The 20,240-nt window shown below is 47.3% G+C and carries 24 protein-coding genes; 8 read left to right on the forward strand and 16 right to left on the reverse strand.

Annotation, left to right across the window (positions count from 1 at the left end; all coding sequences use genetic code 11):
* Positions 1 to 75: 75 nt before the first annotated feature.
* The 3 genes from ligD to FO446_RS17740 all read left to right on the forward strand — a co-directional run bounded on the left by ligD (position 76) and on the right by FO446_RS17740 (position 2,213).
* A complete protein-coding gene (gene ligD / locus FO446_RS17730; RefSeq protein WP_221868395.1) occupies positions 76 to 978 on the forward strand; it encodes a non-homologous end-joining DNA ligase in 903 nt (300 codons plus the stop codon).
* 73 nt (positions 979 to 1,051) lie between these two features.
* The gene (lgt, locus tag FO446_RS17735; RefSeq protein WP_173608078.1) at positions 1,052 to 1,849 is read left to right on the forward strand and encodes a prolipoprotein diacylglyceryl transferase; all 798 of its coding nucleotides are present in this window, start codon (positions 1,052 to 1,054) and stop codon (positions 1,847 to 1,849) included.
* Positions 1,850 to 1,973: 124 nt separating this feature from the next.
* Positions 1,974 to 2,213: a hypothetical protein gene (locus FO446_RS17740; RefSeq protein WP_237898643.1), complete on the forward strand. Its 240-nt coding sequence runs from the start codon at positions 1,974 to 1,976 to the stop codon at positions 2,211 to 2,213.
* Positions 2,214 to 2,282: 69 nt separating this feature from the next.
* On the opposite strand, the gene FO446_RS17745 is transcribed toward FO446_RS17740, so the two are convergent.
* From FO446_RS17745 to FO446_RS17755, 4 genes are all read right to left on the reverse strand, one after another.
* Positions 2,283 to 3,302, reverse strand: a complete 1,020-nt coding sequence (locus FO446_RS17745) for an inorganic phosphate transporter (RefSeq protein ID WP_173608080.1) — start codon at positions 3,300 to 3,302, stop codon at positions 2,283 to 2,285.
* On the reverse strand, positions 3,295 to 3,912 hold the full coding sequence (locus tag FO446_RS17750) for a DUF47 domain-containing protein (protein WP_173608081.1): 618 nt from the start codon (positions 3,910 to 3,912) through the stop codon (positions 3,295 to 3,297). The genes FO446_RS17745 and FO446_RS17750 overlap by 8 nt, the downstream gene beginning before the upstream one ends.
* Before the next feature lie 159 nt (positions 3,913 to 4,071).
* Positions 4,072 to 4,233 (reverse strand): hypothetical protein, encoded by a 162-nt coding sequence (locus tag FO446_RS29110; protein ID WP_232773361.1) that lies wholly within the window; start codon positions 4,231 to 4,233, stop codon positions 4,072 to 4,074.
* Positions 4,157 to 4,591 carry a GGDEF domain-containing protein gene (locus FO446_RS17755; protein WP_370648027.1) on the reverse strand — a complete coding sequence of 145 codons (435 nt, stop codon included), beginning with the start codon at positions 4,589 to 4,591 and terminating at the stop codon, positions 4,157 to 4,159. The genes FO446_RS29110 and FO446_RS17755 overlap by 77 nt, the downstream gene beginning before the upstream one ends.
* 217 nt (positions 4,592 to 4,808) lie before the next feature.
* Here FO446_RS17755 and FO446_RS17760 point away from each other — a divergent pair, with 217 nt between their 5' ends.
* From FO446_RS17760 to FO446_RS17770, 3 genes are all read left to right on the forward strand, one after another.
* A complete protein-coding gene (locus FO446_RS17760) occupies positions 4,809 to 5,873 on the forward strand; it encodes a type III polyketide synthase (protein WP_221868396.1) in 1,065 nt (354 codons plus the stop codon).
* Between the two features lie 2 nt (positions 5,874 to 5,875).
* The gene (locus FO446_RS17765) at positions 5,876 to 6,403 is read left to right on the forward strand and encodes an isoprenylcysteine carboxyl methyltransferase family protein (protein WP_173608083.1); all 528 of its coding nucleotides are present in this window, start codon (positions 5,876 to 5,878) and stop codon (positions 6,401 to 6,403) included.
* 120 nt (positions 6,404 to 6,523) lie between these two features.
* Positions 6,524 to 6,844, forward strand: a complete 321-nt coding sequence (locus FO446_RS17770; RefSeq protein WP_026043151.1) for a hypothetical protein — start codon at positions 6,524 to 6,526, stop codon at positions 6,842 to 6,844.
* A gap of 17 nt (positions 6,845 to 6,861) precedes the next feature.
* Here the strand turns inward: FO446_RS17770 and FO446_RS17775 are convergent, their stop codons facing one another.
* From FO446_RS17775 to FO446_RS17790, 4 genes are all read right to left on the reverse strand, one after another.
* Complete coding sequence (locus FO446_RS17775; RefSeq protein WP_173608084.1) at positions 6,862 to 7,977, reverse strand: aminopeptidase; 1,116 nt, start codon at positions 7,975 to 7,977, stop codon at positions 6,862 to 6,864.
* Between the two features lie 146 nt (positions 7,978 to 8,123).
* Positions 8,124 to 8,306 (reverse strand): YozQ family protein, encoded by a 183-nt coding sequence (locus FO446_RS17780; protein ID WP_173608085.1) that lies wholly within the window; start codon positions 8,304 to 8,306, stop codon positions 8,124 to 8,126.
* A gap of 118 nt (positions 8,307 to 8,424) precedes the next feature.
* Positions 8,425 to 8,907, reverse strand: coding sequence for a hypothetical protein (locus FO446_RS17785; RefSeq protein ID WP_232773288.1), 483 nt, complete (start codon positions 8,905 to 8,907; stop codon positions 8,425 to 8,427).
* Between the two features lie 74 nt (positions 8,908 to 8,981).
* Positions 8,982 to 9,407 (reverse strand): MarR family winged helix-turn-helix transcriptional regulator, encoded by a 426-nt coding sequence (locus FO446_RS17790; protein ID WP_015891940.1) that lies wholly within the window; start codon positions 9,405 to 9,407, stop codon positions 8,982 to 8,984.
* A 387-nt stretch (positions 9,408 to 9,794) separates the two neighbouring features.
* On the opposite strand from FO446_RS17790, the gene lepB reads away from it, so the two are divergent.
* Positions 9,795 to 10,355: a signal peptidase I gene (gene lepB / locus FO446_RS17795; RefSeq protein WP_173608087.1), complete on the forward strand. Its 561-nt coding sequence runs from the start codon at positions 9,795 to 9,797 to the stop codon at positions 10,353 to 10,355.
* 62 nt (positions 10,356 to 10,417) lie between these two features.
* Here lepB and FO446_RS17800 read toward each other — a convergent pair whose 3' ends face one another.
* From FO446_RS17800 to FO446_RS17825, 6 genes are all read right to left on the reverse strand, one after another.
* The gene (locus FO446_RS17800; protein ID WP_173608088.1) at positions 10,418 to 11,239 is read right to left on the reverse strand and encodes a M15 family metallopeptidase; all 822 of its coding nucleotides are present in this window, start codon (positions 11,237 to 11,239) and stop codon (positions 10,418 to 10,420) included.
* 91 nt (positions 11,240 to 11,330) lie between these two features.
* Positions 11,331 to 12,212 (reverse strand): NAD-dependent epimerase/dehydratase family protein, encoded by an 882-nt coding sequence (locus FO446_RS17805; RefSeq protein ID WP_173608089.1) that lies wholly within the window; start codon positions 12,210 to 12,212, stop codon positions 11,331 to 11,333.
* A 27-nt stretch (positions 12,213 to 12,239) separates the two neighbouring features.
* Positions 12,240 to 14,273, reverse strand: a complete 2,034-nt coding sequence (gene ggt, locus FO446_RS17810) for a gamma-glutamyltransferase (RefSeq protein WP_237898647.1) — start codon at positions 14,271 to 14,273, stop codon at positions 12,240 to 12,242.
* A 168-nt stretch (positions 14,274 to 14,441) separates the two neighbouring features.
* Positions 14,442 to 15,521, reverse strand: coding sequence for a phosphodiester glycosidase family protein (locus FO446_RS17815; protein ID WP_237898649.1), 1,080 nt, complete (start codon positions 15,519 to 15,521; stop codon positions 14,442 to 14,444).
* Positions 15,502 to 16,008, reverse strand: coding sequence for a coiled-coil domain-containing protein (locus FO446_RS17820; RefSeq protein ID WP_173608092.1), 507 nt, complete (start codon positions 16,006 to 16,008; stop codon positions 15,502 to 15,504). Before FO446_RS17820 ends, FO446_RS17815 begins: the two co-directional genes overlap by 20 nt.
* Positions 16,009 to 16,146: 138 nt before the next feature.
* The gene (locus FO446_RS17825) at positions 16,147 to 16,971 is read right to left on the reverse strand and encodes an RDD family protein (RefSeq protein WP_237898651.1); all 825 of its coding nucleotides are present in this window, start codon (positions 16,969 to 16,971) and stop codon (positions 16,147 to 16,149) included.
* 78 nt (positions 16,972 to 17,049) lie between these two features.
* Here FO446_RS17825 and FO446_RS17830 point away from each other — a divergent pair, with 78 nt between their 5' ends.
* Positions 17,050 to 18,030: a stage II sporulation protein M gene (locus tag FO446_RS17830; RefSeq protein WP_237898653.1), complete on the forward strand. Its 981-nt coding sequence runs from the start codon at positions 17,050 to 17,052 to the stop codon at positions 18,028 to 18,030.
* On the opposite strand, the gene FO446_RS17835 is transcribed toward FO446_RS17830, so the two are convergent.
* Entirely contained in the window at positions 17,997 to 19,367 is a 1,371-nt protein-coding gene (locus FO446_RS17835) for a DUF58 domain-containing protein (RefSeq protein ID WP_237898655.1), read from the reverse strand. The genes FO446_RS17830 and FO446_RS17835 overlap by 34 nt on opposite strands.
* Positions 19,318 to 20,238, reverse strand: coding sequence for an AAA family ATPase (locus FO446_RS17840; protein ID WP_237898656.1), 921 nt, complete (start codon positions 20,236 to 20,238; stop codon positions 19,318 to 19,320). The genes FO446_RS17835 and FO446_RS17840 overlap by 50 nt, the downstream gene beginning before the upstream one ends.
* Between the last annotated feature and the right edge of the window lie 2 nt (positions 20,239 to 20,240).

A 20,240-nucleotide genomic window follows, 5' to 3' on the forward strand; every position in this document is an offset into this window, starting at 1 on the left:
TCTCAATACATAGAGAATCGTGGGTGGGAGATAGTAGGAACACCTATACCGTTTCAAAAGAAGGTGAAAACGTCATTGCGTCCTGCAACAAAAGAGTACGAGCTGACGATCGACAATCACGTATTGTCCATCACAAATCCTGACAAGCCTCTATGGCCAGAGGCCGAGGTAACCAAGCTAGATTACTTGCGCTATTTGCTGATTGTTGCAGACCCACTGCTCAGGTATAGCAAGGATCGGCTCTTAACCGTCATTCGCTACCCGCACGGAATCGGTGACAAGCACTTCTATCAAAAAAATGCCCCAGACTATGCACCCGACTGGATACAAACGCATACATGGGAAAACGTACGTTACGTACTGTGCAATAACCGAGCGACACTCGTATGGATGGCGAATCAAGCAGCATTGGAGTGGCACGTCTCTTTTCATCTCGCCAAGGATGAGACTCCGACTGAGCTCGTGTTTGACCTCGATCCTTCCACAGATGATTTTGGTGTTGTGATAGAGTCTGCCCTCTTATTGAAAGAGCTGCTCGATGAATTACAGTTGCCTTCATGGGTCAAGACATCTGGTTCGAGCGGCTTGCAAGTTTATGTTCCGATCGAACTTTGCTATACGTTTGAACAGACCCGCCAAGTCGGACATTTCATCGCATCCTATTTAGTCAGCAAGCATCCCTCACTTTTAACCATCGAGCGTTTCGTGAAGAATCGGGGAAATAAGCTATACATTGATTATTTGCAACACTGGCGCGGTAAGACACTGCCAGCCCCTTATTCAACCCGCGCAAAACCACAGGCTACCGTATCAACGCCACTTCTGTGGAAAGAGGTTCCCCATTGTCATCCCACAGACTTCACCGTTTATACGGTACCCAAACGCCTGGAAACAATCGGAGATTTATTCTCATCCATTTCTGCTCCGACAAAGCGGTCCTCTCTTGATGGCATCCTCGGCTTTTTGCAGTCCCGGTAAGCCATTAGTTGGAATCCTGCAGTCTATTTGTGCTATACTTGGCACAGATGTTTTAAGGCAAGGAGGCACATTCATGATCGATCCGATCGCAATTGCAATCGGCCCCTTAAAGATTCACTGGTATGGCATTATTATGGGGCTGGCATTTTTCTTGGGTACTTATCTCGCGCGCTACAATTCCAAACGTTCTGGCATTGATCCTGATCACGTCTTGAACATGGTGGTTCTGATCATTCCAGCAGCCATCGTTTGTGCAAGATTGTATTATGTTACGTTTGAATGGCAGCAGTACAAAGACAACCCACTGGACATCTTCGCAGTTTGGCAAGGCGGCTTGGCTATTCACGGCGGATTAATCGGTGGTGTTCTGGCAGGAACCTGGTATATTCGAAAGCATAATCTGCCGTTCCTTCGCTTGGCTGACATTTTTATGCCGAGTGTCATTTTGGGTCAAGCCATCGGGCGTTGGGGAAACTTTATCAACCAGGAAGCTCATGGTGGTCCAGTCTCTGCCGAGTTTATGGAAAAGTTCCCCGCATTCATCCGCGAGCAAATGTTTATCGGCGGACAGTACTACCATCCTACATTCTTGTATGAATCGATATGGAACCTTATCGTGTTTGGCATTCTCGTGCTCATACTGTACCGATTCAAAAAATTCGATGGACAGGTCTTGTTCAGCTACATGATCCTGTATTCGATTGGACGCTTCTTCATTGAGGGCATGCGTACAGACAGTTTGTTGATAGCCGATACCCTGCGTGTCGCTCAATTAGTCAGTCTGTGCTTGATTGCTGCCGGTGTCATCTTGCTGCTCGTGTTTGCACGAAAAAGCAAGCAGGCCGGACATTCCCAAAACTCGATCGAATAACATCAACATGCCATATCCATTGCCACTCAGGTCAGTCCGACTGGGTGGTTTTTTCTTTGCCTTGTCTGAATTGTCGCAATGCAGGCAATAACTAGGAGAAAGAATAAAAAAGGATGGGAATAAGATGGATGATGGAATTTTGGAAGAGTATCTCGATCGTTATGTACGTATTCATTTCGCTCCTGATATGGTCGGCCAAGGATTATCTGCATATGCAGAAGGTAAATTGTATGATTACAGCCCCAATGGCATATTAATTGAAGAACGGGACGGCTCGCTGGACTATATCCCATTCTCTGCCATTCGCCTCGTGCAAATTAAACCTAAGCCTGGCTTATGGGAGCGTTTAACTGGATCAAGCTAATGAAAAAGACACCTCCCCGCGTACTCTACACGGAAAGGTGTCTGTTATCTATTGGATAAAGATGTAGCTCTACAAGAATACGTCAAACACGACGTAGCAGGCAGCAGCCAAAAGTCCGGTAATCGGAAGGGTAATGACCCAAGTGACCAAAATCCGGCCAGCCAAGCCCCATTTTACTGCGTTCAGCTTTTGCGATGCCCCTACCCCCAAGATGGCGGATGTGATCACATGCGTTGTGCTCACTGGCAGTTTCAAAGCTGTAAAGATTGTGATAATCAAGGCAGAAGACAGGTCTGCTGAGAAACCGGAAATTGGCTTGATTTTCATAATCTTACCACCCAAGGTCTTGATGATCCGCCATCCACCAAAGGCTGTACCTAAAGCCATTGCAAGAGCAGCTGAAAGTTTTACCCACAGTGGAATAACGAATTCGCCCGGTGCTTGTACCAAGAATCCTCCAGAAATCAAAGCAAGGGTGATTACGCCCATTGTTTTTTGCGCATCGTTGGCTCCATGGCTGAAAGCCTGCCAAGACGCTGACAATACTTGCATCGAACGGAAACCTTTATTGGTTTTGTGATACGCGGAGTTACGAACGAACCAAGACACCAGCTTGATCACCACAAAACCAACAGCGAAGGCAACAAGCGGCGATACGATCAACGCTTGGATAATGCTAATGAAGCCCGACCAGTTAATGGCACCACTTCCTGCGGCACCAAAAGCGGCACCTGCAACGCCGCCGATAATCGCGTGCGAGGACGAGCTAGGAATTCCGAACCACCAGGTGATTAGGTTCCACAAAATCGCAGATGTCAACGCGGCCAAAACGACGACCAATCCATTTTCCAGCTTGAATGGATCAGTAATGCCTCCCCCGATTGTCTTCGCTACCCCCGTATACGAGAGTGCACCAATCAGGTTACACAAGGATGCAATAATAATCGCCGTTTTTGGACTTAATGCGCGCGTGGAAACAGAAGTCGCAATCGCGTTCGCCGTATCGTGAAAACCATTAATAAAGTCAAATGCTAACGCCATGATGACGACGAGTACGAGAATAATCACCTCTGGCGAAAGATCAAGCATTCTTTAACACGATCCCTTCTACCAGGTTGGAGACGTCCTCAGCGAAGTCAGCACAGTCTTCGAGCTTATCGTAAATCTCTTTGAGTTTGATCGCTTCCATTGGGTTGGTATCAGGAGAATTCAACAAATCAGATACCATTTTACGGTAGTTGGAGTCAGATTCATGCTCCAAATCTTTAATTTCCCCAGCGATTTGTGTAACGACTTTATGATCCAGTTTGCGCAGTGTGCGAATCAGCTCGATCAGCTTAGCCGAGCATTTCACCAAAATATTGGCTTGTGCCAATACACGTGGATCTGGTTGAGTCACTTGGTACAAATACATACGATCAGCAACACCGTCAATGTAGTCGATCATCGAGTCCATCGTATGAGCGAGTTGGTGAATGTCTTCACGCTCAAGCGGAGTGATAAAAGTAGAGTTCAACTCGTTCATGATGCGACGAACGATTTCGTCTCCTTCTTTCTCGACAGCCTTGATTGCCTTAACCTTTGTTTCCAGATCATGATAATTTCCTATCATTTCATAGAAAAGATGAGTTCCTTTGTGTACCGTGGCAATCTGCTGTTCGAACAGATCAAAGAAGATATACTTGTTTGATTTCAACATATGGGACTTCTTCACTCCTTTGAATAAATCACACCTAACAGATTATATCGAATGTTAATGTTTCCGTAAATTTAAAATCAAGGTCAAATGTGTATATTTTTCTTTAAGGAATTATTAAGTTTTTGTAAATGCTCTTTACAATAAAAAAAAACACCCATGTCAAGAGAGATGACGAGTGTTAGTCTTGCCAATATTTATCATTTCATTCGAAGCGACCATCATGCAATCTTTCCTTTTTTTCGCTTCATACATAAGCATATCTGCTTTTTTCGCTAACTCTTCCGCTGTTGCAGCATGGTGTGGATACGAGGCTACTCCGATACTGACCGTGACACCTGCCGCCTTCCAAATGGCCAAATGAATCATTGAATATTTTGAAATTATCCAAATCAATAAACAATAAAGTAACAGATTGATGATTGCTTTTTGCCAACTCTACTTCTTCAACCAATTTGTCCAGAAATCTGCGATTGACGAGAACGCCTGTAAGTGAATCATGATAAGCCATCTGCCGCAACCGCTCTACATATTTCCCTATTTGATAGGCAGCAACCGACTGAATGACACCCACAAGTAAAAGAAAGACAATCATGCTCTCATCCCTCGGCAATCCGTAACCGATCAGCCAAACCGAGATGATCACACAGGACACACCCAAGCTGATCCAGCGTGATCCCAAAGTACACTACCCCCGATCCATCCGATGTAACCTTCTTTCTATTCGTACATTAGACCTATCAAGCAAAACCACGAAACTGCCACTTATTCAATCAAGCGAATCATCGAAAGCTCCTGACAATCAGCCTGTGGTCTATGCACATGGTGCTGCATGAATTGGAACCAATTGGAAGGGATAAGCTAATGCCTAATAAAAATAGACGGGAGTGAATGAATGTATGCCCCGTATAGAAGCCGTGGCTACAGCAGTACCTTCCCATGAGATTACACAAGAGGACTCCATCAAGCTGGCGCGCCTATTTTTTCAAGATGCCTTTCCCGATATAGACCGTTTGTTACACGTGTTTGCACACAGTCGCATTCAAAAACGACATTTTAGTATGCCAATGGATTGGTTTTTGGAAGACCGGCCATTTGCAGAGAAAAATCAATTGTATATCGAACATGCGGAAGCTTTGGCAGAGGAAGCAGCCCGAAAGTGTTTTACGAAAGCTGGAGTTGAGCCGGCATCCATCGATTGTTTGATGTTTGTATCAAGCACTGGCATTGCGACCCCAAGCCTTGATTCCCGCTTGCTCCACCGCTTGGGACTCCGATCGCAAGCAACCCGTGTTCCGTTGTGGGGTCTTGGCTGTGCCGGTGGAGCGATGGGATTGTCTCGCGCATGTGAGTACACCCAGGCTTATCCCTCCCGGCGAGTATTGCTTGTGAGCGTAGAACTATGCGGCTTGACCTTTATCCGACAAGATTTGTCTAAAAGCAATTTGGTCGCAACGTGCCTCTTTGGAGATGGAGCTGCAGCCGTATTAATTGAAGGAGACCAAGTCTCGTCCTCTTCGGACACACCTAAGGTTCAATTTTGTGATGCGCGAACGACAACATGGCCGGACACCGTAGATGTCATGGGATGGGAATTGACCGATCCTGGGTTAAAAGTGATTTTCTCTCGCGATATCCCTACTCTCATCCGGTCTTCGATGCGAGAAAACGTGGAGAGTTTTTTGTCACCGCATGGGATGTCTATTGACCATCTACGTCACTTCATTTTCCATCCAGGTGGAGCCAAGGTATTAACGGCTTACCAGCGTTCTCTGGGCATTGGTACCGAAGCCACTCGTTTTTCTGAAGATGTCCTAACCAATTTTGGAAACATGTCTTCCCCTACGGTTCTCTTCGTCTTGGAAAAAAGCATGGAGAAGGCGTGGGAGCCAGGAGATCGCGGATTGGTCGCTGCGCTTGGACCTGGATTTAGCTCCGAGCTCTTACTTCTGGAGGCGAGATAGTCATGTTGCTCTTCTTTGGATTTGTCATGGCTGGAGTCGTGTTGCAGCGACTGGTGGAGCTACTCGTTGCCGTGAGGAATGCCCGCTATATCCGCTCAAAAGGGGGCTACGAAGTTGGGGCGAGTCATTACAAATACATCGTCCTTCTTCATTTTCTCTTTTTTCTCTCGCTTATTTTCGAAGTGGTGGGAAAAGGCAGTTCCATGGTTCTGCCCTCTTGGTGGGCGGTTCCGTTCAGCCTGTTTTTGATCGCCCAAGGACTACGTTATTGGTGTATTCGCAGCTTGGGCAAACGGTGGAATACACGCATCTTCATACTCCCGGGCGAGGCTCCGATCAAGCGAGGTCCTTATCGGTTCATTCGTCACCCCAACTACTTGGTCGTATCGCTTGAGCTACTCCTACTGCCCTTGACATTTTCCGCTGTGGCTACTGCTCTGACTTTTTCTCTCTTGAATGCCTGGCTGCTCCTGCGCATACGGATTCCAATGGAAGAAGCAAGCGTCTACGATGGTCATCGTGAGTCATAAAAACAAAAAGTCTTTGGCACACGCACATGCCAAAGACTTTTTATCAGACAAAAGGTTTATTCCTTGTCATTCAGCGGGAAAAGAAAAGAAGCTGTTACTCTTTCCCGTGAGGTGGATCTAGTGAATCGCACAACCATAGTGGAGCCTCAAGAGACGAAACGTATCATCGTCCGAGACTTTTTCGCTTTGATTGAAACGGTACCGAACAAGGATGACCAGGCTAGTATTCAAACATTTCTCCGCTATTTGCAAAGCCTGCTAAGAATCAAGCAAGTCGTTCCTCCCGTTGTGGAAATCATGACGGTTATCAAACAAAACAAGCCACTTCTCTACCACGCGGCACGCAGAATTACCCTTCCTTCAAGCAATTTGCACATGCTATTTCAGCTAGAAATGGATATTATGCTTGCCCACGAAAGGCTCCGTCAGTACGACAAATGATTTGGGTAGGCTTTGCCTTACCCTTTCAAGTTTTCTGGATTCAGACATTCAAGCTCTGCAATGACAAAACGACCATCTTTGCGAATCAGGACGTCATCAAACCAGATTTCCCCTCCGCCCCATTCTGGACGCTGGATGGAAACCATGTCCCAGTGCACAGACGATTTGTTGCCATTGTAAGCTTCGTCATAGCATTGACCAGGCGTGAAGTGGAAGCTTCCGTCTATTTTTTCGTCAAACAAGATATCTTTCATCGGGTTGCGAATGTAAGGATTCACACCGATAGCGAATTCCCCAACGAAACGCGCTCCCTCGTCCGTATCCAAAATTTGATTCAAGCGTTCGGTATCGTTCGCTGTTGCTTCCACAATTTTGCCGTCCTTGAAGGTCAGGCGGACATTTTCGAATGTGAAGCCGTGGTATGGTGTTGGCGCATTATGAGTGATAACGCCATTTACGGAATCCTTTACAGGTGCTGTATACACTTCACCATCCGGTATATTGCGCAGGCCAGCACATTTTACAGCAGGAATGTCCTTAATTGAGAAGGTGAGATCCGTTTCAGGTCCTACCAAGCGTACCTTGTCTGTGCGATTCATCAAGTCAACCAGACTGTCCATTGCTTTGTCCATTTTCGCGTAATCCAGGTTACATACCTGGAAGTAAAAATCTTCAAAAGCTGCTGTAGACATGTTCGCAAGCTGTGCCATGGAAGGATTCGGATAACGAAGAACAACCCACTTCGTTTTAGGCACGCGCACATTCATCACGGGCAGCTCATACAGGCGAGAATAGATGCCGAGCTTGTCACTTGGAACATCAGCCATCTCATTGATGTTGTTCGCTGCACGAATGCCGATATAACCTTGCATTTTCTCCATGAGTTCAACTTCATGTTGAGCCATGGTCTTTAACTGATCTTCATTGCAATTCATTGCGATTTCTCGGCTTACGGCGGGATCAATCAATTGAACATAAGGACTGCCGCCTGCTTTGTAAATCTCACGCACGAGGGCTTGCACCAAATCCGGTGTGTCCCCTTTCGCGTTGATCAAAATGTTTTCCCCTGGCTGTACTCGTACAGAATAGTTAACCAGATTGTACGCTAATTGATCTAATCGTGAGTCTCTCATTCGTGGCACACCCTTTTTAAATTTTCTGATTCCTCTTGTATTTTTACCGATACAATCTACTAAGTCAATAAAAAATTTTTTATCAACGAAACAAAAAGCGGCCAGCCTTCTTACATCCAGGCTGGCCTTGCTCTTTTCTTCCGTTTTTACATCGTCTGTTTCCTGTCCTCAATGGTTCCCATCTTGTACATGTCACTGACCAGCTCCCGTGTCGTTGCCAGTCCAGCCGTATATTCGTCTGCCGCTTGATAGTAGACGGCTCCGCCTGCATCCTCCATGCCCAACTCTCTCGCCCTGGATCGAGCCTGATCCTTATCATAACCTGCCATTTTCATTCCTCCTTCCCTTTGGTTGAATCCGCTTTAGTTTGTACGGGAATCTCCAGCTTTAGCCAAAAAGGCGCCTTGCCCAATTCGAGGGACAAAGCGCCTTTATTATCAGCTATGCTTATTTTTCGTTATCGGATTCTGGAGCGATCATTGCCCAACCAGCTGCTGGAGCACTCACAGGAGTTACGCCACCAGTTGTAACAAATTGATCTACTCCTGGCATCATTGCCCAACCAGCTACGTTAGAGATGACTGGAACATATTGACCACTTACCCATACATACTCATCTTTACCTGGCATGATAACCCAGCCACCTTGTTGAGTCAAACCTTGAATTGGAGTAACGGTTTGTGGAGTCGCAGGTTTTACTTCAGGTTTAGTTGCTGGTGCAGTTGTTGTTGCATCAGTTGCCGGCTTTTCTTCAGTAGTTGCTGGTTTTTCTTCAGTAGTCGCTGGTTTTTCTTCAGTTGCAGTTGTTTTTGCTTCTGTTGCAGTAGTCGTTTCAGTAGCTTTTACTGCCTCTTCAGCAAATGCAGCTTGTGTGAAGAGAGCTGCTCCTAAGATACAAGAACTCATGATCAGTGTGCTTTTCTTTTTCATATGTGTACACTCCCATTCCGCGGTACACACTTTTGTCTTACACGAATGTCCCCAAACCCGAACTTGAAGGTATGCTATATGCACTGCTGCATTTTCCTGAGAAAATACGTAAACTGCTCTAATTCGTCGTCAGTCAGATTCTCCAGCAGCTTTCCCACTAGTGCTCTCCTGTGGCACAGAAGTCCTTCCAGAGTTGGAACGGCTTGTTGTGACAAAGTGACCCACACGACACGTCGATCCTGTTCGTCTCGAACCCGGTCAATAAAACCGGCCTTAACCAACCGATTGAGTGCGATTGTGGTGGCACTATTGGATAACTTCAAAATAGTCGCCAGCTCAGAAACTGTGCTTCGTCCTTTTTGATGTAGCACACGCAACAAGATAAACTGCTTCGGACTGATTGACTCTTCCTCTAGCCAATTGTTAATAAAGAAACGAGCAATCTCGACAAAAACTCGATCCAGTTCCTCAAGTTTACTGGCACGGGACATATTGCTCACGACATCACCTATTTTCGGAAAATTAATAATATAAGTACTTTTACTATAAAACTATATAGCCTAAGTACCGGAAGATCAATAGCACTCCCGAAATTATTTCTTTTCACGAAAGATATGTATGAGCCAGACAAAGTGTTTACCACTTAATATTTTTATTGTAAAACTTATTTCAAGAACATCTTAACTCAAACAGGAAAAACTGACAATAGATATGCTTGTAAAATAATGTTACGACTTTCTCCGTTTTATCCACGAAGCCAATTATTTCCTTGAATCATCTTTCGTATCTATTCGTAAAGCATGTATAATGGGAAGACAGCCTTACACACACGAGGCATTTGACTCAGGCATGTTTGCCAAAGAAATCACATACATAGGAGAATTTCAATGGAACAAACCAACCCTACACCAAAATGGAAAGTGGAATTGCTTGATTGGTTAAAATCGTTTGTCTTGATTGGCGGATTGACTGCCTTCATCTACGTATTTGTCATGGCTCCCTACGTCGTCCAAGGGCGTTCCATGGAAAGTACGTTGCATGACCGCGAACGTGTCATCGTAAACAAAGCGATTTACTACCTCAAAGAACCGCAACCTGGCGATATCGTCATCATTCACCCGGATGCAACTGGTGACAACTGGATCAAGCGCGTGGTCGCAGTAGCTGGCGACACCGTTGAAGCCAAAAATGATCAAGTGTATGTCAATGGCCAACCCCTCAGCGAAGAGTATTTGGTCGAAAACAAGCTAAAAACCTCTACAGCAGGTGTAACGTTAACCGAAGATTTTGATCCTGTAAAGATTCCAGAAGGCAGTGTATTTGTCATGGGGGATAATCGCAACAATAGTATGGACAGCCGCGTTATTGGCCCTGTTCAACTGGATCATGTAGTCGGACGAGCAGAGGTTGTATACTGGCCGCTGTCCCAGATTCGCCTCCCACGTTAACATTTATTCAGGCAGCAAAAAGCCGCTCCTTATCGGGGCGGCTCTTTTCGTTTTCGATGGCGTTATTTGTGGGCAATGGTCGCTTCCGAAAAATAATCCTCCAAAGTAAGACCACTTGCCATAATTTCTTTCGCCATTTCCTTCCCTACATAACGCAAATGCCAAGGCTCATACGCATATCCAGTCGTATCTTCCTTGCCTTTCAAATAACGAATAACAAACCCATAGTCTGCACAGTTGGCTGCCAGCCATATACCTTCTGGTGTCTCAGCAAATGATTCTTCCAAGCGTGTGCTTGCATCATATCCGGACACATCCATAGCCAAGCCAGTCTGATGCTCGCTCTTTCCAGGTACCGCACTGTAAGCAGCAGCATGTTCAGCACCTTGCGTCCTTACATACGTTTCGTACAGCGATTTTTGGGTCTTATACGAGCGGTAGCCAGAAACGGCATACAGTTCAATGCCTTCTGTCTTTGCTTTGGCAAACAGTTCTTCTAAAGCTTGTGCGGCTTCTGCTCTCAGCAATCGCTTCTCCACTTTTTCATCAAAAGGAAATGGAACATTCGGCTCTACCAAATCCGGTGGAATATAATCGCCAGGCAATGCCCGCTGTTTATTTACGACAACCGAGAGATCTGTAGCATTCGTAACGGTTGGCACTCCATCCACATCTTTTATCGTCTCTGCAAGAGATGCCCGTTGGGGACGTGCTTTCTCCTCTTTATTTGGCTCAACTGTCGTTGATTGTGTTCCCTCAGCTGCCGGCTGTCCATTCGATTCACTGGATAGCAATCCGCCTAATGAGGGAGGTTCACATCCACTGAGTAGTGCTACTGATAATGCTGCGACGATCGCAAGGCTGCTGGTGCGATTTTTGTTCATGATCGATCCTCCTGGTTCCTTACAGACACATATGTCTGCTCTACCTTACCACGGAGTACTACGAAAGAAAAGGTAGATAGGTCACGCTTTTTCAAAAGGTATATTCCTCGTTTAGGCTTTGGATAAGCGCCGGTAACCATTCATCCAGCGACCAAAATGGAAAGCCCGCTGCCTTAGCCTTACCGTTATTCATGTAAAAGGAAGCTGCAAATCCAAAGGGAGACGCATCAGAAGCATCTGTCGTTTTCTCGATTCGGACAGGTTTTCCGACTGTTTGCGCAATTGTCTCCATCAGCTCAGCAAGCGAAACAGTCCCATCCGAGCACGCATTCACTGGCCCTGTGATGGACGCTGTCGCCACCCATTCCAAAAATTGAGCTGCTTCCTGTGCATGTATAAAGCACATCTGGGTAGCGGGATTCGTGATCCCAATCGGCCGCTCCTCTTGCACATGCTCAATATGAAACCATAGCCGCCGTGTGTAATCATCTTCCGCCAGTACGATTGGAAAACGAACAGCTACGACAGGGAAGGCTTTTTCTTGAAAAAAGACGGCTTCTGCTTGACGCTTCCCCTCTTGATAAGTTATCTCGTCTCTCGTTTTCCGGTTGATTGCATACGTGTATGGATCAAATGCTTCTTCCTGTAGCGGTTCCTCGGCATAATCGTAGACGGACAAGGTTGAGGTCAAAACGTACTTTCCCACTTTCCCCCGAAAAACCTTACACGCATCCATTGCATTTTGAGAGGAATAACAGATATTATCGTACACCACGTCCCACTGCTCTTCCCCTGCAGCCATTAATGAGTGGATGTCATCGCGATCAAGCGTTATTCTTTTGACAGCGGCAGGTAACTCCACTTGGGTAAGTCCCCTCGTTGCCACCGTAACATCTGCCCCCGTTTCAACGAGAAGCTGGACCAATCGCTTTCCAAAAAATCGCGTTCCGCCGAGTACAAGTACTTTCTTCATTTTTGCTACATCCTTTCCTTGATCAGCCTACTTTTTGCTTTTCAACTCGATGGTTCGCTCTCCTTCCTTCCACACGACTGTATAGCCCAGCTTCTCGCCAACTTTTTTGACAGGCAAGTAAGGGATTCCCTTCACCATGACCACATCAGACTGGAAGGACGTCACTTTTTGTCCCAACCCTAACAGCAGCTTTTTGGCGTGAACATGTGCTACTCCATCTATCATCACTTTTTGCTCTGCTGTGTATGGGTAAACATGGCCGTTTACTTGTAAATCAAAAGGGCCATCTTTTTCTTTTGGAGACTGGATTGGCTGAGCAGCCGTATACGCGATGGCATCGACCCCGAGTACAGTGCCCTCGCGTGTGTTATCCGCCCCGCCGTACATTTTGCCTGTTTCAAAATCGTACACAATCGCTTGGACGTTGCCAATGTTCGTCGGTTCCTCAGCAAAGACGTGACCTTTTGCCATCAATTGCAGGATGACATCTTGGTCAATGCCCGCTTCCCACGTCACATTCGGATAGCTGCTCGAAAAAATGCGTGGCGCACGGATCGCATCCTCAATTTCCATTCCATGATCGATCACATTGAGAATCGTCTGCGATACAGAGGCGATAATCGTGGAACCACCAGGTGAGCCAATCGCTAAAAAAGGCTTCCCGTCTTTTAGCACCATGGTTGGCGTCATACTGGAACGCGGACGCTTTCCGGGCTCGACCTGATTGACTCCGCCAGGAATCGCGTCAAAATCTGTCAGCTCGTTATTGAGCATGAAGCCGTATCCCGGAACCATCACACCGCTTCCAAAAATATCTTCAATGGTGGTCGTATACGCCACGATATTCCCCCATCTGTCCATCACAGAGAAATGCGTAGTCTGCTTGACCGGAGATTGATCTCTCAGTTTTATCGACACCTCTGGCTTTTTTCCGGGATCGTACTTCCAAGGATCGCCTTCCACTATATCGGCATTCGCGGTCTCTTCATGAATGAGCTGACGCCGTTCCTTGATGTATTTGTCCGCAATCAGCCCCTTTCTTGGTACTGGATAAACATCCTCGTCCGCCATAAAAGCCGCCCGATCTGCGTAAGCGAGGTGGTTGGCTTCGATCAGATGATGCAAATAGGCTACCGACCCGATTCCGTCCTTTTTGTTATCGTAGCCTTCCATCAGCTTCAAAATCTGAATGAGTGTCAAGCCGCCAGAGCTGGGTGGTGCCATCGAAATCACTTCATATCCGCGATACATGCCGCGGACTGGTTCACGCTCCTTTACTTGATACGCCCGCAAATCATCGAGACTCATAGAGCCACCCGTTCTTTGTACTTCCTCAACGAGAGCCTTGCCAATTTCCCCTTCATACAAGGCATCTGCCCCTTTGTCGCGGATGATCTTCAACGTTTTCGCCAATTGGGGCTGAACCAGCATCTCGCCTTCTTTGAGTGGAACTCCGTTTGGCGCAAACACCTGTGCAGCCGTCTCGTGCTTCTTCAGCTTTTCCATGGAATTGGCAATAAATTGAGCGGACACCCAATTGACGCGAACTCCTTTTTCCGCTAATTCAATCGACGGTTCTATCACTTTTTCCAAGTCCCATGTCCCATACGATTTCAACGCCTGCTCTACGCCAAGCAATGTACCTGGGACACCTACGGCCTGACCGCTCATATGTCTCTCCTCAAATGGGATCGGCTTACCATCTGCCTGTAAAAACATATCGGGAGTCACCTTGGCAGGAGCCACTTCTCGACTATCTATTACCGTCACTTTGTTTTGATCCTTGACATAAATCATCATAAAACCACCGCCGCCGATGCCGGACATATACGGTTCGGCCACATTCAACGCAAATTGGATTCCAGCCGCAGCGTCAATCGCATTGCCGCCCTTTGCCAGGATATCTCTACCGACCTGCGCCGCTGCTGGATGAGAGACCGCGACAATTCCTTTTGTAGCTCCTTGCACTCCTGCTGGCACACCTGGGACTTTTCCCACAGCAAAATGCGGAAACGAAAGCACGGAAACAATCGTGAGGGCAACCAACATCCCTTTTTTCATGCGATCCCTCCTATTCCATTTCGTTAACTTCTTCTATTATTATAATTTTCAGCATTTTTTAAGGTCAACCCACAATGACAGTTGCCTAGGCAAACTTTTCTCTACAGAAAAAAACACTCTTCTGCAGCAAGACTTGTCGTCTTCACAGAAGAGTGTTGCGATTTTTGCTTATGGCATGATGACCAAATTGCTCACCACGCGCCGTTCTTTGCCGCCTGAAGGCTTGTTCAACAGCTTGCCATTGTAATAAAACGCACTGGAGCCACCGCCGTCGAGATTATACGCATCCACGACATGCCACTCTTGCAGCTTTCTTTGCGCTTCCTCCAACGTAACCCCATTACTCCAGCCGTCTCGTCTTCCGTCAATGACAATCAGCAACAAATCGCCGTTGTCGAAATGGCCGATCAATGTTCGCGGTTGACGTGCATTCGCCCATTCGCGAGGAATAGGCAATCGCTTGCCGTCCTGCAAGAGACGCGGCAAGAAGCTCGCGCCCTGCAATATCCCTTGTTGCGTAATTTGTGCCTGCGTCTTGATGCTTGTTCCGACCAGATGACCTTTGTTGTTGAAACCGACAAAGCTCAGCTTCGCATTATTGGAAAAGGTTCGAATCTTGCCGTCAACAACCGTAATGCCTAATGGAGTCAGATTGCCCTGCTTGTCCGACATAAAGCCGCCTGCATTAATCGCAAGAATGGCTCCAGTACGCTTACCAGCTTGACTCGTCGTTTCCCCTTTACTTTTCACAGAGTTGTTGGCCAGCACCATTTTCAGCGCTTTCGGATCATTGAGGCGAACTTTGGCCATATAACCGCGGTATCCGCCTTCTTGCAGGGAATAAACTTTCACGGTCGCGTTTTTCCCGAAGTGTTGACCGATCGGCTTGCCAAGCATGTTGGACAAAATCGTGTCCAATACATCCGCAGATTTTTGTGTCTGGGATTTACTCGCTTCCAGTGCGCTACTGATCTTCTTGTTTTGTTGCTCGTATTCCTTCTGTTCCTTTTTCGAGCGATCCCGGATGTCTTCGATGACGAATTCCACGTTTCGAAGCTGCACCTTGGTGTCGTTGAGCCGTTCCCCCAGCTCATCTGCTTGGCTCTTCGCTACGGCAGAAGAGAGCTTCAAGCCTTCTGTCTGGAGCTTGTCCACTGGATTGTCCAGCGCAAAAGCGACCAAGAAACCGAGAGCAGGCGCCAACAGAAAGAGAAAGAAACGGTTTATCTTACCAAGCACGGGCAGCATCCTCCAATTTTTTCAGAGATGCTTTCAAATCAACCAGCTGTTTGTTGAGCTGGTCAACCCGATCCTGCAGGGCTTCTTTTGTCTTGTTGGTGCCACCAATGGTTTCACCCGTCAATGCCAAATCTTCTTCCAGATTTCCCAAACCCTTCTGGACATTTTGCATTTCTTCCTGCACCAGAGTCAGTTGATCTCCCAATGCCTTCATCTGCTTTTGATTGTCTTCCTGAATTTGATCAATTCGTTGGTTCACAAATTGTTGTTGCTTGTCCAACGTATAAACAGCAAAGGCATATCCAGCATAGGCAAGTCCTACCCAGACCAGAACGGCCAAAACGATGGGTAGTAAAGGACGCTTACCTTCTGTCTGGGAGGGAATCAATGCCTGAAAAAGACTGCCTCTTCTGCGTCTTCCTTTCTGCTTCCCGTTTGCCGGAAGTGGCAGTGTCGGTGACGAAGTCGAAGACGCTCCCATGTATTTGTCGTCCATCGGCTCCCTCCTCCTTTCTGTGACATAGAGTGAGGTTTCATTATAACATAGAAAGATTTTGAAGCAGCCTTTTGCGGAATAATGGAAAAATACGTCCAGAAAAGAAAATACCGCCAACATTTTTGGCGGTACTTCACTTTATTTTCGAAGCTGAAATTCGCTTTGCAGCTGATTGTGCAGTCTTTGCAAAAACAGGATCGGGTCTTCCTTGGCGTTCTGTTCTTCGACAAGCTCTAATTTTTTGCGCATGATGCTGGCAATTTGATTCCCGAGTTCATATTTTTTCGCTTGAGATAAAGAAGATAATCTGCTGATGAAGGAGGAAAGCAGCTGCCAGTCCTCTCGGGTAATCGCCTGTTTTTGGCGTTCATCAAGCACGAGTAGCGCATGATTCAAATCAAAGCCGTTTGGCTGTTTGTCTTTCTTTTTCTGAAAAAGAGTCGAGCGCTGTCCTGACTCCATCACGACAATCGTCCCCGCCACCATATCGCCAAGTCGCTTATCACGGGGGTGGAAAAAGCAGACGAGCGCCCCCAGAAAATAACCAGTTGGCATTGCGTCAATGATGCGAAACAGATTCCGGATCGTCGAGGAAACAAACGTCGCAGGCTGTCCATTATCACGGATGACCCGGATTCCCACCAGCCTTTTGCCAACGGTCTGTCCACCCCAGAACGCTTCCAGTAACCAATAGTAGCCAAAATTCACCACGAAGATAGCCAGGATGACGATGGCCAACGCATAGTTGCCAGAATCCAGGAAAAGATCATCTTCATTTCCAAATAAAACTATACCAAACAATAGAAATACAGTAAGATTAACCAGGAGCAAGATTCCTGTATCAATCAGCATCGCAGTGGCGCGGCTGCCTAGACCTGCCGTCTGAAATCGCAGCATCACATGCTCGGGTGTCACGACAGACGCTTCTCGATTTGACCCACTGACGTATGTCGGTTCATTCATGATAGTTTTCTTCCCCCCTCGAAACTTTGAGGTTTTTTCGAGTTTATTACACACGCGCTAATGAAGGAGGCATTATACATGGATATTACCTCGTTTTGGCACAAGCATAAAGCCTCTTGGGCCGAACTGGAACAATTAGTGGAGCGTTTTACCCGACAACCTCGGCACATCAGTGCTACCGATATTGATCGCCTGACACAACTATATAAGAAAACATCTGCTCATTTGGCCTATGTACGCTCCTACCATCCTGCAGACGAGATCACCCTCTACTTAAACCAACTCGTCTTACGTGCACATAATTTGGCTTACAAGCAGCGAATAGGCAGTTGGCAGCAGCTCAAGCATTTCTTTGGCAGCTACTTGATGGGTCTCGTACATAAGCGAATGGGCTTCATTGGTGTCGCAGCCGTTCTTTTCATCATCGGTGGTATTTCTGGCTTTGCCGCCGTCATGGTCGATCCACTCAACCTGTATTATGTATTGCCACAAGGGATGGCTGAGCAGATCGATCCATCCAGGCTGGGAGAAGGGCACGACTCACTAGACAGTCCGGTCATCTCCACGATGATTATGACCAACAACATCAAAGTCGCGATGCTGGCCTTTGTCAGTGGAATTACATTTGGAATCGTCCCCATCTACCTTCTCTTATTCAATGGCCTTCTGGTTGGAGCTTTGGCTGCCGTGTACTATCAAGCAGATAGCAGCTATGCTTTTTGGGCCTACATTTTGCCACACGGCGTAATCGAGCTGACTGCCATCTTCATTGCTGGCGGAGCAGGTCTTCACATGGGCTACCGCCTGCTTGTGCCTGGCCGCTACGCAAGAAGACATCAATTTTTGGAGGCGGCAAAAGAGTCTGCGCATTTGCTGTTGGCTACCATTCCACTTTTGTTTATCGCGGGAATCATCGAGGGCTATATTACTCCATCGAGTCTCTCGCTCGAAGCCAAGTACATCGTAGCTATTGGCACATTGCTTTTGCTGATTGCCTGGTACTTACTCGGATACAGACCGGATTCTCACAAAGCTTCTCTTGATTTGATGTCCAAGTAAGTATTGATAACCGTCAGCGTTAATTGATCGGCCGGAATGTCCAGTACCTGGATACCCGCGCCGATCATTTTTTGTTGAAACGCCCTGCGATCGAGCTGGAACCGTTGAGCTACCGCCTTCGTAAACGCCAAGCTACTGTTGCTCGTGTCTATATGACTCCATTCATGCAGCAACGGATCTGCCAAAGACAGCAGCAAGAGCAAATGCGAACGGCGCATCCGCCACAAATAATTGCTCAACTGATCTTCGACGAGGTAGTTTTCCATATCAGAAAAAAGAACGATCAAGCTCCTTCTCTTCTGCTGGCGATTCAAAAATTCAAGTGCCTTCGCCGGATCAGCCTCTACAAAATCACTCGTCAGGTTGTAGGTCGCCTCCAACAGAGTGTGCAAGTGGCGCAGCCCTCTGCCTGGAGGTATGTACGTCTTGATCTCATGCGAATAGGCTAGTAACGCCACCTGATCTCCTTGACGCAATGCCACAGCCGCTAATGTGAGCGCAGATTCCAGTGATCGATCCAGTCTTGTCTGGTTATCCAGCTCGACCCCCATCAACCTGCCACAATCGATCAGAATGGTTATTACCTTGCCATGCTCTGGTCGATATTGATTCGTCATCAGACGTCGGGAGCGTGCTGAAGCGGACCAGTTAATCATCCGAGGATCATCGTCAGGCACGTAATCGCGGATCGCATGGAATTCCGTACCCGCTTTCGCCCTGCGCATGATTTTTTTCCCGTCGACGATCAAACTCTCCTGCAACGAAGCCAAATAGCCTCGAACGGCTGAAAGGTCGGGGTATACCTTGATCGTTTGTTCGCACACAAAGCGGCTTTGGCGATACCACAAGCCGAACTTGCCATGCCACCGCATGTAAAGCCAGCGGAACACGTACTCTCCGCGTTCTTTTCCTCTTGTTTCAAAACTGATGTTGGTTAAGGGTTGTTCCATCACACCCGTGACTGGTCCTGCTTCTTCAAATGACAGCGGAAGATCATCCACGATGGCGTACGATACGGATTGTCCGCTTCTATTGGCAAGCTCAAGCTCGATCGAAAACGATTGTCCGATATCCGTCTGCTCAGGCAAGATTCTTTGGATCGACAAGTCCCGGCGTTTGGGGATAGTAACCCAATCCAAGACGCTAGCAATCAGGAGCAAGCCGTTGTACAAAAAGAAGAGCGAATAGCCAATTTCCAGTAGGAATCCGACGATCGCGATGGGCGTGCCCAGCAAAACTGCCACGAGCAGTCGCTTGGATGGCAAGACAAAACGGTCTGCCAAAAAATCAGCGAGGAACTGGAATAGCCGCCAGCGTCTCTTCGATGATGTGGTCACTGGTACCCCCCTCCAATTCTACCTGCGGTGACAGAATGAGTCGGTGCCGCAATGCAGGGCGGGCAACCATCTTCACGTCATCCGGCGTCACAAACTTGCGATTGTCCAAAAGCGCCCAGGCTTTGCTCGCCATCAACACGGCAATTCCAGCACGAGAGCTAGCACCTAAGAGCAATCGTTTCGTTTCGCGTGTGTTGCGAATCAATGTCGTAATGTACTCCAGAATCGAATCATCCACAACCACTTCTTCTAATTCGCGTCGCTTCTCCAAAATTGCCTCCCATGTAAAGAGCGGCTCTTGATTACGTTCGTGGCTGCGCTTGTTGGGAATATGTTTGGCGAGAATTTGCTTTTCATTTTCATGGGAAGGATACGACATCGTTAGCTTGAACAAAAAGCGATCGAGCTGAGCCTCCGGCAATACATACGTTCCTTCATACTCCACCGGATTTTGCGTAGCGACGACAAAAAACGGATCTGGCAAAAGATAGGTGACACCATGAATCGTCACTTGCCCCTCCTCCATGGCTTCTAAAAGGGCCGCTTGGGTTTTCGGGGGAGTCCGGTTGATCTCGTCCGCCAGCAGCAAGTTGGCGAAAACAGGACCTTTGATTGTCTCAAACTGGTTCTGCTGCATATTGAACACCACATGACCAATTATGTCCGATGGCATCATGTCAGGCGTAAACTGGACGCGCTTACTCGCGCCCCCCATCAACTCCGACAAGGTCTTTACCATTTTCGTCTTTCCGATACCGGGTACACCTTCTAGCAAAACGTGTCCACCGGCAACCAAAGCGGTTAGCAGCAACCGAATATTTTGCCTTTGACCAACCAGCTCTTTTTCCATTTGTTGCAACAATTGCTCCACGG

This window comes from Brevibacillus brevis (assembly GCF_022026395.1).
Lineage (GTDB): Bacteria > Bacillota > Bacilli > Brevibacillales > Brevibacillaceae > Brevibacillus.

What these genes read in the sequence shown, in the direction of transcription:
- FO446_RS17760 (WP_221868396.1), top strand. Translation starts at nt 4,809, where the DNA reads ATGCCCCGTATAGAAGCCGTGGCTACAGCAGTACCTTCCCATGAGATT.
- FO446_RS17740 (WP_237898643.1), top strand. Translation starts at nt 1,974, where the DNA reads ATGGATGATGGAATTTTGGAAGAGTATCTCGATCGTTATGTACGTATT.
- lgt (WP_173608078.1), top strand. Translation starts at nt 1,052, where the DNA reads ATGATCGATCCGATCGCAATTGCAATCGGCCCCTTAAAGATTCACTGG.
- FO446_RS17775 (WP_173608084.1), bottom strand. Translation starts at nt 7,977, where the DNA reads ATGAGAGACTCACGATTAGATCAATTAGCGTACAATCTGGTTAACTAT.
- FO446_RS17800 (WP_173608088.1), bottom strand. Translation starts at nt 11,239, where the DNA reads ATGAACAAAAATCGCACCAGCAGCCTTGCGATCGTCGCAGCATTATCA.
- FO446_RS17750 (WP_173608081.1), bottom strand. Translation starts at nt 3,912, where the DNA reads ATGTTGAAATCAAACAAGTATATCTTCTTTGATCTGTTCGAACAGCAG.
- FO446_RS17805 (WP_173608089.1), bottom strand. Translation starts at nt 12,212, where the DNA reads ATGAAGAAAGTACTTGTACTCGGCGGAACGCGATTTTTTGGAAAGCGA.
- FO446_RS17745 (WP_173608080.1), bottom strand. Translation starts at nt 3,302, where the DNA reads ATGCTTGATCTTTCGCCAGAGGTGATTATTCTCGTACTCGTCGTCATC.
- FO446_RS17825 (WP_237898651.1), bottom strand. Translation starts at nt 16,971, where the DNA reads ATGAATGAACCGACATACGTCAGTGGGTCAAATCGAGAAGCGTCTGTC.
- ggt (WP_237898647.1), bottom strand. Translation starts at nt 14,273, where the DNA reads ATGAAAAAAGGGATGTTGGTTGCCCTCACGATTGTTTCCGTGCTTTCG.
- FO446_RS17830 (WP_237898653.1), top strand. Translation starts at nt 17,050, where the DNA reads ATGGATATTACCTCGTTTTGGCACAAGCATAAAGCCTCTTGGGCCGAA.
- FO446_RS17820 (WP_173608092.1), bottom strand. Translation starts at nt 16,008, where the DNA reads ATGGACGACAAATACATGGGAGCGTCTTCGACTTCGTCACCGACACTG.
- FO446_RS17780 (WP_173608085.1), bottom strand. Translation starts at nt 8,306, where the DNA reads ATGGCAGGTTATGATAAGGATCAGGCTCGATCCAGGGCGAGAGAGTTG.
- FO446_RS17815 (WP_237898649.1), bottom strand. Translation starts at nt 15,521, where the DNA reads ATGCTGCCCGTGCTTGGTAAGATAAACCGTTTCTTTCTCTTTCTGTTG.
- FO446_RS17765 (WP_173608083.1), top strand. Translation starts at nt 5,876, where the DNA reads ATGTTGCTCTTCTTTGGATTTGTCATGGCTGGAGTCGTGTTGCAGCGA.
- FO446_RS17785 (WP_232773288.1), bottom strand. Translation starts at nt 8,907, where the DNA reads ATGAAAAAGAAAAGCACACTGATCATGAGTTCTTGTATCTTAGGAGCA.
- lepB (WP_173608087.1), top strand. Translation starts at nt 9,795, where the DNA reads ATGGAACAAACCAACCCTACACCAAAATGGAAAGTGGAATTGCTTGAT.